This window comes from Streptococcus sp. HMSC070B10 (assembly GCF_001808665.1).
Lineage (GTDB): Bacteria > Bacillota > Bacilli > Lactobacillales > Streptococcaceae > Streptococcus.
On sequence record NZ_KV794215.1, the window covers coordinates 122656 to 136997 of the forward strand.

The 14342-nt window shown below is 41.8% G+C and carries 12 protein-coding genes, 1 pseudogene and 1 riboswitch; of the genes and pseudogenes, 10 read left to right on the top strand and 3 right to left on the bottom strand.

The window, feature by feature from the left end:
- Positions 1–39 precede the first annotated feature (39 nt).
- Both HMPREF2613_RS10015 and trkA read right to left on the bottom strand, forming a co-directional pair.
- Positions 40–1479 (bottom strand): TrkH family potassium uptake protein, encoded by a 1440-nt coding sequence (locus HMPREF2613_RS10015; RefSeq protein ID WP_070480192.1) that lies wholly within the window; start codon positions 1477–1479, stop codon positions 40–42.
- Positions 1480–1482: 3 nt separating this feature from the next.
- The gene (trkA, locus tag HMPREF2613_RS10020) at positions 1483–2832 is read right to left on the bottom strand and encodes a Trk system potassium transporter TrkA (RefSeq protein WP_070480193.1); all 1350 of its coding nucleotides are present in this window, start codon (positions 2830–2832) and stop codon (positions 1483–1485) included.
- Positions 2833–2951: 119 nt separating this feature from the next.
- Here trkA and HMPREF2613_RS10025 point away from each other — a divergent pair.
- From HMPREF2613_RS10025 to pheT, 6 genes and pseudogenes are all read left to right on the top strand, one after another.
- Positions 2952–3437 (top strand): annotated as a pseudogene (locus HMPREF2613_RS10025) (energy-coupling factor transporter transmembrane component T family protein); the annotation flags it as partial.
- Positions 3438–3628: 191 nt separating this feature from the next.
- Positions 3629–4132, top strand: coding sequence for a tRNA (cytidine(34)-2'-O)-methyltransferase (locus HMPREF2613_RS10030; RefSeq protein ID WP_070480194.1), 504 nt, complete (start codon positions 3629–3631; stop codon positions 4130–4132).
- 59 nt (positions 4133–4191) lie between these two features.
- A riboswitch (FMN riboswitch) is annotated at positions 4192–4410 on the top strand.
- A 164-nt stretch (positions 4411–4574) separates the two neighbouring features.
- Positions 4575–5138: an ECF transporter S component gene (locus HMPREF2613_RS10035; protein WP_000185823.1), complete on the top strand. Its 564-nt coding sequence runs from the start codon at positions 4575–4577 to the stop codon at positions 5136–5138.
- Entirely contained in the window at positions 5128–5778 is a 651-nt protein-coding gene (locus HMPREF2613_RS10040; RefSeq protein WP_070480195.1) for a phosphatase PAP2 family protein, read from the top strand. Before HMPREF2613_RS10035 ends, HMPREF2613_RS10040 begins: the two co-directional genes overlap by 11 nt.
- A gap of 272 nt (positions 5779–6050) precedes the next feature.
- Entirely contained in the window at positions 6051–7097 is a 1047-nt protein-coding gene (gene pheS / locus HMPREF2613_RS10045) for a phenylalanine--tRNA ligase subunit alpha (protein WP_000103743.1), read from the top strand.
- Positions 7098–7227: 130 nt separating this feature from the next.
- On the top strand, positions 7228–9633 hold the full coding sequence (gene pheT, locus HMPREF2613_RS10050; protein WP_070480196.1) for a phenylalanine--tRNA ligase subunit beta: 2406 nt from the start codon (positions 7228–7230) through the stop codon (positions 9631–9633).
- A gap of 113 nt (positions 9634–9746) precedes the next feature.
- Here the strand turns inward: pheT and HMPREF2613_RS10055 are convergent, their stop codons facing one another.
- The gene (locus tag HMPREF2613_RS10055; RefSeq protein ID WP_070480197.1) at positions 9747–10652 is read right to left on the bottom strand and encodes an alpha/beta fold hydrolase; all 906 of its coding nucleotides are present in this window, start codon (positions 10650–10652) and stop codon (positions 9747–9749) included.
- A gap of 327 nt (positions 10653–10979) precedes the next feature.
- On the opposite strand from HMPREF2613_RS10055, the gene HMPREF2613_RS10060 reads away from it, so the two are divergent.
- From HMPREF2613_RS10060 to rpsI, 4 genes are all read left to right on the top strand, one after another.
- Positions 10980–11873, top strand: coding sequence for an ABC transporter ATP-binding protein (locus HMPREF2613_RS10060; RefSeq protein ID WP_070480198.1), 894 nt, complete (start codon positions 10980–10982; stop codon positions 11871–11873).
- Positions 11870–13069 (top strand): ABC transporter permease, encoded by a 1200-nt coding sequence (locus tag HMPREF2613_RS10065; RefSeq protein ID WP_070480199.1) that lies wholly within the window; start codon positions 11870–11872, stop codon positions 13067–13069. The genes HMPREF2613_RS10060 and HMPREF2613_RS10065 overlap by 4 nt, the downstream gene beginning before the upstream one ends.
- Positions 13070–13284: 215 nt before the next feature.
- A complete protein-coding gene (gene rplM, locus HMPREF2613_RS10070; RefSeq protein WP_001044624.1) occupies positions 13285–13731 on the top strand; it encodes a 50S ribosomal protein L13 in 447 nt (148 codons plus the stop codon).
- Between the two features lie 18 nt (positions 13732–13749).
- Positions 13750–14142, top strand: coding sequence for a 30S ribosomal protein S9 (gene rpsI / locus HMPREF2613_RS10075; RefSeq protein ID WP_000075964.1), 393 nt, complete (start codon positions 13750–13752; stop codon positions 14140–14142).
- Positions 14143–14342 lie beyond the last annotated feature (200 nt).

Consider the following 14342-nt stretch of genomic DNA (forward strand, 5'->3'; position numbering starts at 1 on the left):
AACACCACACTTTGTAAGGACACAAGGTGTGGTTGTATTTTATCTCTTAGACCAAGTCCTCTTCATGAAGAGAAGTAGGATTGGGTATATCTCCAAGCGCCCTGCAATCATTGCAAAGGAGAGGAGAATTTTTGAGATAGGACTAAAGATTGAGAAACTAGAAGTGGTTCCTAGGATAGGCCCAATATTATTGAAACAGCTAAAGACAGCGCTGGTCACAACCAGAAAATCATTGCTATCTAGGCTGACAATAAAGATAAGGGATAGCAAAATCATAGAATAGATGACAAAGTACTTGAGAATCTTATGCTGGGTATCTTTGTCAATCACCGTTTTATTAACATGGAGGGTCAAAACACGGTGGGGCGATAGGATTGACAAAATCTGATTTTTAGCAATTTTTGAAAGGATGAGGCCTCGAATAACCTTGAGTCCACCTGCGGTTGAACCAGCAGAACCACCGATTCCCATGAGGAAGAGGAGGATAAACTGGGAGAAGAGGGGCCAGTTGGTAATGTCTCCGTAACCAAAACCAGTCGTTGTAATGATATTGGAAACCTGGAAGAAGGCCATTTCAAAGCTCTTGGAAAATCCTGAGTAGAGATAGAGGGTATTGAGGCTGATCAAGCCTGTCGAAACCAGCACGATGACCAAGTAAGCCCGAAGTTCTTCGTCACCAAAGAAGGCCTTGACACGACGGAGCATGAGGTAGTAATAAAGGTTGAAATTTACCCCAAAAACCAGAACTCCGATACTAACCAGATAGGTAATCAGTGAGCTACCATAGTGGGCAATTCCATCGTTATAGACGGTAAAGCCCCCAGTTCCCGCTGTTCCCATAGCAATGACAAAACTATCAAATAGGGGCATGCCAGCCAGATAATAGATGATGACAAAGAGGGAGAAGAGAGCTAGATAAAGGAGATAGAGAATCTGGGCAGTGTTTTTAAGTTTGGATACAACCTTACCGAAAACAGGACCAGGAACCTCAGCCTTCATTACTTCTAGGTGGCTATTTTTGGCATTATCCATAATAGCAAGTGCAAAAACAAGCACTCCCATCCCTCCAATCAAGTGGGTAAAACTTCGCCAGAAGAGGAGGGAACGGCTGAGGACCGAAACGTCGTTCAGAATAGTTGCTCCAGTAGTTGTAAAGCCAGAGCTGATTTCAAAAAAGGCATCGATAACACTGGGAATTTGTCTAGCAAAGACAAAGGGGAGACCGCCAAAGAAGGACCAAAGGATCCAACAGAGGGCCACAATCAAGATTCCCTCCTTAGCATAAATCCGTTGATTTTTTGGCTTTTGTAAAATTCCTGAACCGCCTAGTAATACGAGAATCCCTATTGTTGAAAAGAGGGCCGTAAAGACTTGGCTCGATTCACGGTAATAGAGAGCGACAGACACAGGAACCAAAAGAAGAACAGCTTCAATCAAAAGTAATTTTGAAAGGAGGTAACGAATCATACTTTTATTCATTTCTTACCTCGCAATCAAGTCATAAATCTTGGTGATGTTTGGCAACAAGGTTGTTACTAGGAGCTTGTCTCCAACTTCCAACATATCCTCCCCAGTAGGGAAAATAGTCTTGCCCTTTCGAATGATGGCTGCTATAAGAACCCCTTTTTTTAGTTTTAGTTGAGAAAGAGGTTTGGAAGTCATTTTATTAGCTTCCTTGATATGAAATTGCAGGGTTTCGATTTGGCCATTGGCTAGATGGTGCATGGCCTGAAGGTCTGAATACTGGGCATTAACCCGACCACGAATAAAGTGCATAATCGTATCTACAGCGATGCTTTTAGGTGTGATGATACTTGAAAAATCAGGCGCATTGATAATTTCGAGGAGACTGGTACGATTGACCTTGGTGATATTTTTATGTACACCTACCCTGTCAAGGAACATAGAGGTAATCAGATTTTCCTCATCGACTCCTGTTAGAGTCGCAACGGCATCATAGTTTTGAGCACTTTCTTCCAGCAGGATATCTTTTGCGGTACCATCTCCTTGAACGATGTAGAGATTTGGGAATTTCTCGCTAAAGAAGCTAGCGATTTCAGGATTGATTTCAATAACCTTGGTATCGATACGACTGTCTTTGAGGATACCTAGTAGATAATAGGCAATTCTACCAGCTCCAACAATAAGAAGGCTCTTCACGGCACGAGACTTGAAATAATTATGGAAGAGCATCATATCAACACGGTTACCAGTGACAAAGATTCTATCTTTATCCTGTACAGTCATGTCGCCACTTGGAATGATAATTTGATGATCCCTCTCTATCGCACAGACAATGACATTGCCGAATTTTTTCCGAAAATCAGAAATGGGCATTTGGCAAAGACCACTGGAGGATTTAACAGTGAATTCCATCAAGCTGACCCGTCCACCAAAGAAACGTTCGACAGAGAGGGCGTTGGGGAAGTCAATGATATTCGCGATAGCACGAGCAGCCAAGAGCTCAGGGTTAACGATAAGAGAAAAACCGAGAATATTTTTTTCCTTGAAATAAGAGTTAGAATATTCAGGGTTCCGCACACGAACGATGGTCTCTTTAGCTCCCATTTTTTTGGCTAGAACAGCTGCAATCATGTTGACTTCATCGTATTCAGTCAGGGCGATAAAGATATCACAATCCTGGACACTGGCTTGCTCAAGGATGGTAAAATCGGCCCCGTTACCAAGGATACCCATGATATCAAAGCGATTAACAATATGATTGAGAACAGCTTCGTCTTGCTCAATCAGCAAAACATCATGCTTTTCTGCAACCAAGGAGCGACAGAGGGCAGAACCAACTTTTCCCCCTCCGACAAGGATAATTTTCATAATAAAACCTACTTCTTCATTATGTAACTATCATACCTTTTTTCAAGAAAAAATGCACCTACTAGCTAATCAGCAGAGTTTTTAGTAGGAAATTTGTTATAAGGTAAAACTATACCCTATACCTGTTAAATCTGGTCATTAAGTACCTTTGCACCATTCCTCTGGCTATTATCTTTTTGATGACAACTCATCCTAGTCAGTTTGCTTCTAGTTTAAATCAAATTGGTGTGCCTTACAAGATTGCCTATTCAGTCAGCCTGACCTTGCGCTATATTCCAGATTTGCAGGAAGAATTCTTTACAATCAAGATGTCTCAGGAAGCGCGTGGGATGGAATTATCCAAGAAAGCTTCTCTCATGCAACGAATCAAAGGTAATCTGCGCATTATTACGCCCTTGATTTTTAGCTCACTAGAACGCATTGATACCATCGCGACCGCCATGGAGCTCCGACGCTTTGGGAAAGAGAAAAAACGCACTTGGTATAGTTATCAGGCCTTGAAAAAAGGAGACTATCTTACCTTGCTCTTGGCAGCCTTGTTTTTAGTAACTAGTTTACTACTTATCTTGCAGAATCATGGACGATTTTACAACCCTTGGAAATAGCTTGAAAAAATTGAAAAAATCAAGTCGTTTCTATTGACAATGATTCTGAAAGTGTTATACTAAGAAAGTAGTTTCGCTGATTTACTTCAAACCTGTTGTGAGGTAAGTTAACGATGCCTTAACCACGCTGTTTGCTGAGCTTGACTCCGGGCAGTGTGGTATTTTTTTGCAATGGTAAAAGGAAGCAAGTCATGACAAATCACATTGTATTATTTGAACCACAAATTCCACAAAATACAGGCAATATCGCGCGTACTTGCGCTGCAACCAATTCTCCCCTCCACATCATCAAGCCTATGGGCTTTCCTATCGATGACCGCAAGATGAAGCGAGCTGGTTTGGATTATTGGGATAAGCTAGAGATTTATTTTTACGAGAGTTTAGAGGATTTCATGTCTCAGATGAAGGGAAAACTCTATCTGATTTCTAAATTCGCTGAGAAAGTGTATTCTGATGTGGATTTATCGACTAACGAAGACCATTATTTTCTCTTTGGACGTGAAGACAAGGGTTTGCCTGAGGACTTTATGCGCGAACATCCTGAGAAAGCTCTCCGTATTCCTATGAATGATGAACATGTTCGCAGTCTCAATGTGTCTAATACCGTCTGCATGATTGTCTACGAAGCCCTCCGCCAGCAGAACTTTGCAGGTCTTGAGCTCATTCATACCTATGAAGTGGATAAATTGAAATAAAAAATGAAAATGAAAATGAACAAAATGCTTGCGCTTGCAAGCGTTTTTTGTTATGATAAAAGAGTCTTCAGGGCAGGGTGAAATTCCCGACCGGCGGTAAATTTGACTAGCTATTTTAGCTTTCTCGTCGTTGTCTTGTCTCGATATACTTTAAGTATTATCTTCGACTGCGACGCCTAGATAAATCTAAAATATCTTAGCCAAATAAGTCCGCGAGCGTAAGCTGATGTGGTGAGATTCCACAACCGACAGTATAGTCTGGATGGGAGAAGACGAAAGAATAGCTTTGTCTGTTCTGATAGATTTATAGCTAGATTGTAACCGCTTGCTTTTGTTTTCTTTAATAGAGTGAGAGGGAACTTTTGGGGTATAAAAAGTGAGAATAGATAGAGGAATCCTTTCTAACTTCTTCTGATTTTATAGAAAATTGGAGGAACCTGTTATGACAAACACACGTCGACTTTCGACCATTGCGATTCTATCAGCCATTTCATTTGTGCTGATGTACTTTGACTTTCCGCTTTTGCCAGCGGCGTCCTTCCTCAAGATCGAATTTAGTATCTTGCCAGTCCTTGTGGGTCTGGTGGTCATGGATTTGCCTGCTGCTCTAGGAATTCTCTTGCTTCGCTCACTCTTGAAATTGCTTCTTAACAGCCAGGGAGTGAATACTTACATTGGCTTGCCAATGAATATCGTAGCTTTAGGAGTTTTTGTCATCGTATTTGCTTTGATTTGGAAAAAGGAACGGACAACCCTTCGTTTCCTACTAGGCTCTCTAGCTGGAACTATTGGTTTAACCGTGGCTATGTTGGTTCTTAACTATGTTTACGCTGTTCCTTTGTACGCTAAGTTTGCTAACTTTGATATTGGAAAAATTTTGGGACTTTCCAACTACCTAATGACCATGGTATTACCTTTTAACTTGATTGAGGGTGTAATCTTTTCCGTTTCATTCTGGTTGTTGTACGTCCTTTTGAAACCAACCTTAAAACACTATGAAAGATAAACAAACATTTTTAATGAAGGGCAGTTTTGCCCTTTTACTTTTCGTTATTCTTGGCTACATGGTCAAATTTTACCCTGAAACGCTGGTCGGTTTTGACCAACCGATACAGACTGCCGTTCGAGGAGACTTGCCAGATTACTTGACTATTCTTTTTAGGGCCATCACACGCTTGATTGATATTCCAGTGATTATCACTTGGGTTGCTATCGCAGCCTTTATCTTTTATCGTAAGAGATGGAAGATAGAAAGTTTCTTCATGCTGGGAAATCTGTCTTTGGCAGGTCTTTTAATCGTGACCTTTAAAAATATCTACCAGCGCCCACGGCCAACTATTTTACACTTGGTAGAGGAGAAGGGATTTTCCTTCCCAAGTGGCCATTCTCTGGCTGTAACCTTGATGGTAGGCACTCTGATTGTCATTCTCAGTCAACGGATGAAAGATCCAGTCTGGAGAAAAATCGTGCAAATCGTGCTAGGTCTCTACCTAGTCAGTGTGCTAGTATCAAGGGTCTATCTGGGAGTTCATTACCCATCAGATGTCCTTGCTAGTCTCTGTGTGGGCTTGGGAGTCTTGTTTATCGAGTTTCCCTTTTATGATAAGCTCCGCTTCCAATGGCGATTTAAAGGCAAGCAGAAGTGAGATAGGTCTTGCAAGAATGGTAAAAATCTGATAAACTAAGTAGTAATTGAATAGAAATCTGCAAGACTAGTAACTCAAGGGAAATATATCAGGGAGGAGAGCCGTGACTGAAAGCTCTCCATATGAAAGCTGGGCGAATTCACTTGCGCATGGATTTAGAAATGAAGGTCTGACTTGTCAGATAAAAACGGATGGTACCGCGTGTCAACGCTCCGAGTGGAGTTTTTGGCATGTGGTTTTCTTTTTATCTACGAGCGACTGATGGAGGAATTATGTCAACTATTGAAGAACAATTAAAAGCGCTTCGCGAAGAAACGCTGGCTAGCTTGAAGCAGATTACTGCTGAAAATGAAAAAGAGATGCAAGACTTGCGTGTCTCTGTCCTTGGTAAAAAGGGTTCGCTCACTGAAATCCTCAAAGGGATGAAAGATGTTTCTGCTGAGATGCGTCCAATTATTGGGAAACACGTCAATGAAGCTCGTGATGTCTTGACAGCTGCTTTTGAAGAAACAGCTAAGCTCTTGGAAGAAAAGAAAGTCGCGGCTCAACTTGCTAGTGAGAGCATTGATGTGACGCTTCCAGGTCGCCCAGTTGCGACTGGTCACCGTCATGTTCTTACACAAACAAGTGAAGAAATCGAAGATATCTTCATCGGTATGGGTTACCAAGTCGTGGATGGTTTTGAAGTGGAGCAAGACTACTATAACTTTGAACGTATGAACCTTCCAAAAGACCACCCAGCTCGTGATATGCAGGACACATTCTATATCACAGAAGAAATCTTACTCCGTACTCACACGTCTCCAGTTCAAGCGCGTGCTATGGATGCCCATGATTTCTCTAAAGGTCCTTTGAAAATGATTTCACCAGGGCGTGTGTTCCGTCGTGACACAGACGATGCGACTCACAGTCACCAGTTCCACCAAATCGAAGGTTTGGTTGTTGGGAAAAATATTTCTATGGCTGACCTTCAAGGAACGCTTCAATTGATCGTTCAAAAAATGTTCGGTGAAGAGCGTCAAATCCGTCTGCGTCCATCTTACTTCCCATTCACAGAGCCATCTGTTGAGGTGGATGTTTCTTGCTTCAAGTGTGGTGGAGAAGGCTGTAACGTATGTAAGAAAACAGGTTGGATCGAAATTATGGGTGCCGGTATGGTTCACCCACGTGTCCTTGAAATGAGTGGTATCGATGCGACTGTTTACTCGGGCTTTGCCTTTGGTCTTGGACAAGAGCGTGTAGCTATGCTCCGTTATGGAATCAACGATATCCGTGGATTCTACCAAGGAGATGTCCGCTTCTCAGAACAGTTTAAATAAGATTGAAACCTGAAACACAGTCCTATACAGTCCTAGTCATTTTCTCTCGATAGAGAATGGCAAGGACTGACTCGAAGAAAAAGAAAGGAATTGAAAAGGTTCCACTTGGTGGGATCTTACAATCAGAATTATGCTTGTATCTTATAAATGGTTAAAAGAATTGGTGGACATTGATGTTCCATCACAAGAGTTGGCTGAGAAAATGTCAACTACAGGGATCGAGGTCGAAGGTTTCGAATCACCGGCTGCTGGTCTCTCAAAAATTGTTGTCGGTGAGGTTTTGTCTTGCGAAGATGTGCCAGAAACTCACCTTCATGTTTGTCAGGTTAACGTTGGCGAAGAAGAAGCCCGTCAAATCGTTTGTGGTGCCCCAAATGTGCGTGCTGGTATCAAGGTTATGGTGGCACTTCCAGGAGCTCGTATCGCTGACAATTACAAGATCAAAAAAGGGAAAATCCGTGGCTTGGAGTCACTTGGAATGATCTGTTCACTTGGTGAATTGGGAATTTCTGACTCAGTTGTACCAAAGGAATTTGCAGATGGCATCCAAATCTTGCCAGAAAATGCCGTTCCAGGTGAGGAAGTTTTCTCATATCTAGACTTGGATGATGAAATTATCGAACTTTCCATCACCCCTAACCGTGCGGATGCCCTTTCTATGCGTGGGGTGGCTCACGAAGTAGCAGCTATCTATGATAAGGCAGTTAACTTTAAAGAATTTACTCTTTCAGAAACTGATCAAGCTGCAGCAGATGCTCTTTCTGTGGGTATTGAGACAGACAAGGCGCCTTACTATGCAGCTCGTATCTTGGATAATGTGACTATCGCACCAAGTCCGCAATGGTTGCAAAACCTCCTCATGAACGAAGGAATCCGTCCAATCAATAACGTAGTGGACGTGACCAACTACATCCTGCTCTACTTTGGTCAACCAATGCATGCCTTTGACTTGGAGACCTTTGAAGGAAATGACATCCGTGTGCGTGAAGCGCGTGCTGGTGAAAAATTGGTGACTTTAGATGGTGAAGAACGTGACTTGGACGTGAATGACTTAGTTATCACTGTCGCAGACAAGCCAGTAGCCCTTGCAGGTGTCATGGGCGGTCAAGCAACAGAAATCTCTGAGAAATCTAGTCGTGTCGTCCTTGAAGCTGCAGTCTTCAACGGAAAATCAATCCGTAAGACCAGCGGTCGTCTTAACCTTCGTTCTGAGTCATCTTCTCGCTTTGAAAAAGGTATCAATGTGGCAACAGTCAATGAAGCACTTGATGCGGCGGCTAGCATGATTGCAGAACTTGCTGGTGCGACGGTTCGTAAGGGCATCGTTTCAGCAGGTGAGCTTGATACTTCTGATGTGGAAGTTTCTTCTACCCTTGCAGACGTCAACCGTGTCCTTGGAACTCAGCTTTCTTATGTTGATGTCGAAGATGTCTTCCGTCGTCTTGGCTTTGGCCTTTCTGGAAATGCAGAATCATTTACAGTCAGCGTTCCACGTCGTCGTTGGGACATCACTATTGAAGCAGATCTCTTTGAAGAAATCGCTCGTATCTATGGATATGACCGCTTGCCAACCAGTCTTCCAAAAGACGATGGTACAGCTGGTGAATTGACTGCGACACAAAAACTTCGTCGTCAAGTTCGTACGATTGCTGAAGGGGCAGGCTTGACAGAAATTATCACCTACGCTCTGACAACGCCTGAAAAAGCAGTTGAGTTTACAGCTCAACCAAGTAACCTTACAGAACTCATGTGGCCAATGACAGTGGATCGTTCTGTCCTCCGTCAAAATATGATCTCTGGTATCCTTGATACGGTGGCTTATAATGTGGCTCGTAAGAATAAAAACTTGGCCCTTTATGAGATTGGAAAAGTCTTTGAACAAACAGGAAATCCAAAAGAAGAACTTCCAAATGAGATCAACAGCTTTGCCTTTGCCTTGACAGGCTTGGTTGCTGAAAAAGATTTCCAAACGGCAGCAGTTCCAGTTGATTTCTTCTATGCTAAGGGAATTCTAGAAGCCCTCTTTACTCGCTTGGGACTAGAAGTGACCTATACAGCTACGGCTGAGATTGCAAGCCTCCACCCAGGTCGTACAGCTATGATCTCCCTCGGTGACCAAGTTCTTGGTTTCCTTGGCCAAGTGCATCCAGTCACTGCTAAGGCTTACGATATTCCAGAAACGTATGTAGCTGAGCTTAACCTTTCAGCCATCGAAGCAGCCCTTCAACCAGCAAATCCATTTGTGGAAATTACTAAATTCCCAGCAGTTAGCCGTGACGTTGCCCTTCTTCTCAAAGCAGAAGTGACTCACCAAGAAGTTGTGGATGCTATCCAAGCTGCAGGCGTAAAACGTTTGACAGATATCAAACTCTTTGACGTTTTCTCAGGTGAGAAATTGGGACTTGGTATGAAGTCAATGGCTTATAGCTTGACCTTCCAAAATTCAGAAGACAGCTTAACGGACGAAGAAGTCGCACGCTATATGGAAAAAATCCAAGCATCTCTCGAAGAAAAAGTCAATGCAGAAGTGCGTTAACTCATCAATCCATCCTTCGGGGTGGATTTTTTAGTAGAAAAAATCATCAAGCTTTAGCCTGATGATTGAATCAACTTGGGGAATAAGTTCTATGTAATACTGCTATATCTAGGTTAGCCATCCATGTTTTTTGTCATCCAATCAGCTAAGAAGTGGTAAGTATCTTGTCGATTATTCTCGTTTAGAATTTCGTGACGAGAATCCTCAACTAATCGGAGGCTGACTTTCGAATGTGAAGCCTTTAGGAGTTTTACAAATCTTTCTATACCTTTACCATTTTCGCCCAGAAGGTCTTCTTGTCCTGAAATAACGAGAATAGGAAGTTGGGCTGGGATCTCATCGATTACTTGCTTACTAGCTACTTGATTAGAGAAGTAAAAAATGGATCTGTACATAGAAATAGTAGGAATGAATTGACAGAATGGATCCTTCAGATAAGCTTGGTTGGATTCTTCATTTTTTGAGAGCCAATCTACAGATGTTTTCGGATTCTTAATACTTCGATTAAAACTATCAGTTGATAGATAGGTGAGGAGTTTACTACGGTGTTTATCCCCTTTTATAAGTCGGATGCATTCTGTTAGGATGAGAGCAAATCTAGTCAGAACAGGTGCTTGTTGGCCAGTTCCCATGATGATCAAAGCATTGATAGGTAGTTTTCTTTTAGCTACATAATAGCGACACATAAGAGAACCCATAGAATGACCTAGGAGGATGATAGGAAGTCCTGGATAGCTTTCTTGAATAAAAGAGGTCACTCTTTCAATATCATCAATGAGTTCCTCGGGAGATTCAGGAAAGACTCCGAGTTGACTTGGATTTTGAGCAGTATAGCCATGGCCGAGATGATCATGGCCCATAACCGTAAAACCTTCTTTATTCATGGATAGAGCAAATTCTTCATATCGTTCTACGTATTCTACCATTCCATGTACAAGCTGAAGAACGGCTTTTGGCTGTTCAGCTTCCCAAATGATTAAGTTATTGTTGTTTGGTTCGAGTTTAAGTCTTTTTTTCATATCAGATTCCTTGCCTATGATAATCTATAGTCTATCAAAAATATACCATAAAATAGCGCGATAAGCTAGGCAGAATGATGAAGATTAGTAGCAACAATTCGGGACTAAAAATGAACATTTGAGGACATAGCCAACGGATTTATCAAGAAATGAGTATAATAAATTTATCACTTAAAATCTGGAGGACTAAAATGCTTGGTGATAAGCTAATAAAGTTCCTATCCAGAAAATATCCTTCTTGAAATCAAGATTTAAAAATGGACAGAAATTATTGTAAAGGCTATCAAAAAGGAGTATAATGAGTGCAAGACATTTCGGAGGTGAAAGATGCTAGAAGTAAGAAGTCTAGAGAAAAGTTTCGGACCCAAGCAAGTTTTGTTTGGTATTGACTTTCAAGCACGACCAGGTCGTATTTTGGGACTAGTCGGAAAAAATGGTGCTGGGAAGACAACGATTTTCCACAGTATTTTGAAGTTTTTAGAATATCAAGGAGAAATTAGTCTGGATGGTCAGGATATTCGTCAGGAGACCTATGCTCGGATTGGCTATCTGCCTGAAGAACGCAGTCTCATGCCTAAATTGACAGTCTTTGAACAAGTTCGCTATTTGGCGACGCTAAAAGGTATGGATGCCAAGGAGGTCAAGGAAAAACTCCCTCAATGGATGAAGAGGTTGGAAGTGAAAGGGAAGCTGACTGATAAAATCAAGAGTCTGTCAAAAGGAAATCAGCAGAAGATTCAGCTCATCATTACTCTGATTCATGAACCAGACTTGATTATCTTGGATGAGCCTTTCAGTGGCTTGGACCCAGTCAATACAGAATTGCTCAAGCAAGTCATTTTTCAAGAAAAAGAACGTGGGGCAACCATTATCTTTTCTGACCATGTTATGACTAATGTCGAGGAACTTTGTGATGATATTTTGATGATTCGAGATGGCCGTGTGGTTTTGCATGGGCCAGTTCAGGATGTCCGCAATCAATACGGGAAAACGCGTCTCTTTGTTTCAAGTGAACGAAGCAAGGAAGAATTGGAAAACCTTCCTCATGTCAAACAGGTGAGCTTGACCAAACAAGGTAGTTGGAAATTGATCTTAGAGGATGAGAGCGCTGGAAGGGAACTCTTCCCAATCTTGACTCAGGGGCAATACATCGCAACCTTTGACCAGCAAGCGCCAACAATTGATGAAATCTTTAAACTAGAATCAGGGGTGGAAGTATGAGCAATATGTGGGTTGTAATGAAGGAAACCTATCTTCGACATGTCAAATCGTGGAGTTTCTTCTTTATGGTGATTTCACCATTCTTGTTTATCGGTCTCTCTGGAGGAATTGGCTATCTCCAAGGCTCTTCTATGGCCAAAAATAGTAAGATAGCAGTAGTAACAACTGTGCCATCTGTGGAAGATGGGCTCAAGGGTACTAATGGTATCAACTTTGATTATAAGGATGAAGCCAGTGCCCAAGCTGCTATCAAAGATGAGAAAATCAAGGGTTACCTAACTATTGATCAAGAGGATAGTGTCATCAAAGCCGTTTACCATGGTGAAACTTCTCTTGAAACAGGTATCAAGCTAGCAGTGACCAATAAACTCAATGAGCTTCAAGGTCAACTCAATCGATCGGCGGCTAATTTGTCCCAAGAGCAGGAAAAACGCTTGAGTCAAACCGTTGATTTTACTGAGAAGATTGATGAATCCAAGGAAAACAAAAAAATTGTTCAAACCATTGCGGCCGCAGGGCTTGGTTTCTTCCTCTATATGATTTTGATTACCTATGCTAGTGTCACTGCTCAGGAAGTAGCTAGTGAGAAAGGAACCAAAATCATGGAGGTGGTCTTCTCTAGTATCCGAGCTAGTCATTATTTCTACGCTCGCATGCTGGCTCTGCTTCTTGTGATTTTGACCCATATTGGCATTTACGTCGTGGGTGGACTTGCTACCATTCTTCTCTTTAAAGACCTACCAATCTTGGCACAATCTGGTATTTTAAACCATATAGGAGAGGCTTTCTCGCTCAACACCTTATTGTTTGTCTTGGTTAGCCTCTTTATGTACGTTGTTTTAGCAGCCTTCCTAGGTTCTATGGTTTCTCGTCCTGAGGACTCAGGAAAAGCCTTGTCGCCTTTGATGATTTTGATTATAGGTGGTTTTTTTGGAGTGACAGCTCTAGGTGCAGCTGGTGACAATCTCATCTTGAAGATTGGTTCATATATTCCCTTTATTTCGACTTTCTTCATGCCGTTTAGAGCTATTAATGGTTATGCAAATGGGTTAGAAGCTTGGATTTCGCTTGCTATTACGATTGCTTTTGCAGTAACGGCAACAGTCTTTATCGGACGCATGTATGCTAGTCTCGTTCTGCAAACAGATGATTTAGGTCCTTGGAAAACCTTTAAACGTGCCTTATCTTATAAATAGAAGAGCCTCGCGAAAGCGAGGTTTTTTAGAGATAAAAAGAGTGGAATTCAGAAAAATATTTTTCATATCTATTGACTTTTAGGGGTGAAATTTGGTATTATAGTAGGCGGTATTGTTTACCCCATTTGAAAGGCCCCGGAACCTTCCAAATACTTTTCGATGGGAAGGAACACCCATCACCGTAAACAAAAATCGAACTATATATAGGAGAAATCATGAACAAAACAACATTTATGGCTAAACCAGGCCAAGTTGAACGTAAATGGTACGTAGTTGACGCAACTGATGTACCACTTGGACGTCTTTCTGCAGTAGTTGCTAGCGTACTTCGCGGAAAAAACAAACCAACATTTACACCACACACTGATACAGGTGACTTTGTGATTGTTATCAATGCTGAAAAAGTTAAATTGACTGGTAAAAAAGCAACTGATAAAATCTACTACACTCACTCAAACCACCCAGGTGGATTGAAACAAATCTCTGCAGGTGAACTTCGTTCTAAAAATGCAGTACGTTTGATCGAGAAATCAGTTAAAGGTATGCTTCCACACAATACTCTTGGACGCGCTCAAGGTATGAAGTTGAAAGTATTTGTTGGAGCTGAGCACACTCACGCTGCACAACAACCAGAAGTTCTTGATATTTCAGGACTTATCTAAGGAAAGGAACAATAAAGTATGTCACAAGCACAATATGCAGGTACTGGACGTCGTAAAAACGCTGTTGCACGCGTTCGCCTTGTTCCAGGAACTGGTAAAATCACTGTTAACAAAAAAGATGTTGAAGAGTACATCCCACACGCTGACCTTCGTCTTGTAATCAACCAACCATTCGCAGTTACTTCAACTGCAGGTTCATACGACGTTTTCGTTAACGTTGTAGGTGGTGGATACGCTGGTCAATCAGGGGCTATCCGTCACGGTATCGCTCGTGCCCTTCTTCAAGTAGACCCAGACTTCCGCGATTCATTGAAACGCGCAGGACTTCTTACACGTGACTCACGTAAAGTTGAACGTAAGAAACCAGGTCTTAAGAAAGCTCGTAAAGCATCACAATTTAGTAAACGTTAATTCGCAAGAATTACGATACTTACAGAGAACACCTTTCGGGGTGTTCTTTTTTATACTTTCTTACTAAATTGGTGCAATTGACACAGTTGTTGCGACTTTAGTCGCTTACAAATGTGGCTGCAACATGACGAAGTCAGTTGCCTCAAAACGTTAATCAATACGATACTATCAACGTTTACAGACATTCAAGAATTTTCTCT

Bases quoted from the DNA above. Each gene is read 5' to 3' on its own strand.
- HMPREF2613_RS10015 (WP_070480192.1), bottom strand. From the start codon at position 1,479: ATGAATAAAAGTATGATTCGTTACCTCCTTTCAAAATTACTTTTGATT.
- trkA (WP_070480193.1), bottom strand. From the start codon at position 2,832: ATGAAAATTATCCTTGTCGGAGGGGGAAAAGTTGGTTCTGCCCTCTGT.
- HMPREF2613_RS10030 (WP_070480194.1), top strand. From the start codon at position 3,629: ATGACAAATCACATTGTATTATTTGAACCACAAATTCCACAAAATACA.
- HMPREF2613_RS10035 (WP_000185823.1), top strand. From the start codon at position 4,575: ATGACAAACACACGTCGACTTTCGACCATTGCGATTCTATCAGCCATT.
- HMPREF2613_RS10040 (WP_070480195.1), top strand. From the start codon at position 5,128: ATGAAAGATAAACAAACATTTTTAATGAAGGGCAGTTTTGCCCTTTTA.
- pheS (WP_000103743.1), top strand. From the start codon at position 6,051: ATGTCAACTATTGAAGAACAATTAAAAGCGCTTCGCGAAGAAACGCTG.
- pheT (WP_070480196.1), top strand. From the start codon at position 7,228: ATGCTTGTATCTTATAAATGGTTAAAAGAATTGGTGGACATTGATGTT.
- HMPREF2613_RS10055 (WP_070480197.1), bottom strand. From the start codon at position 10,652: ATGAAAAAAAGACTTAAACTCGAACCAAACAACAATAACTTAATCATT.
- HMPREF2613_RS10060 (WP_070480198.1), top strand. From the start codon at position 10,980: ATGCTAGAAGTAAGAAGTCTAGAGAAAAGTTTCGGACCCAAGCAAGTT.
- HMPREF2613_RS10065 (WP_070480199.1), top strand. From the start codon at position 11,870: ATGAGCAATATGTGGGTTGTAATGAAGGAAACCTATCTTCGACATGTC.
- rplM (WP_001044624.1), top strand. From the start codon at position 13,285: ATGAACAAAACAACATTTATGGCTAAACCAGGCCAAGTTGAACGTAAA.
- rpsI (WP_000075964.1), top strand. From the start codon at position 13,750: ATGTCACAAGCACAATATGCAGGTACTGGACGTCGTAAAAACGCTGTT.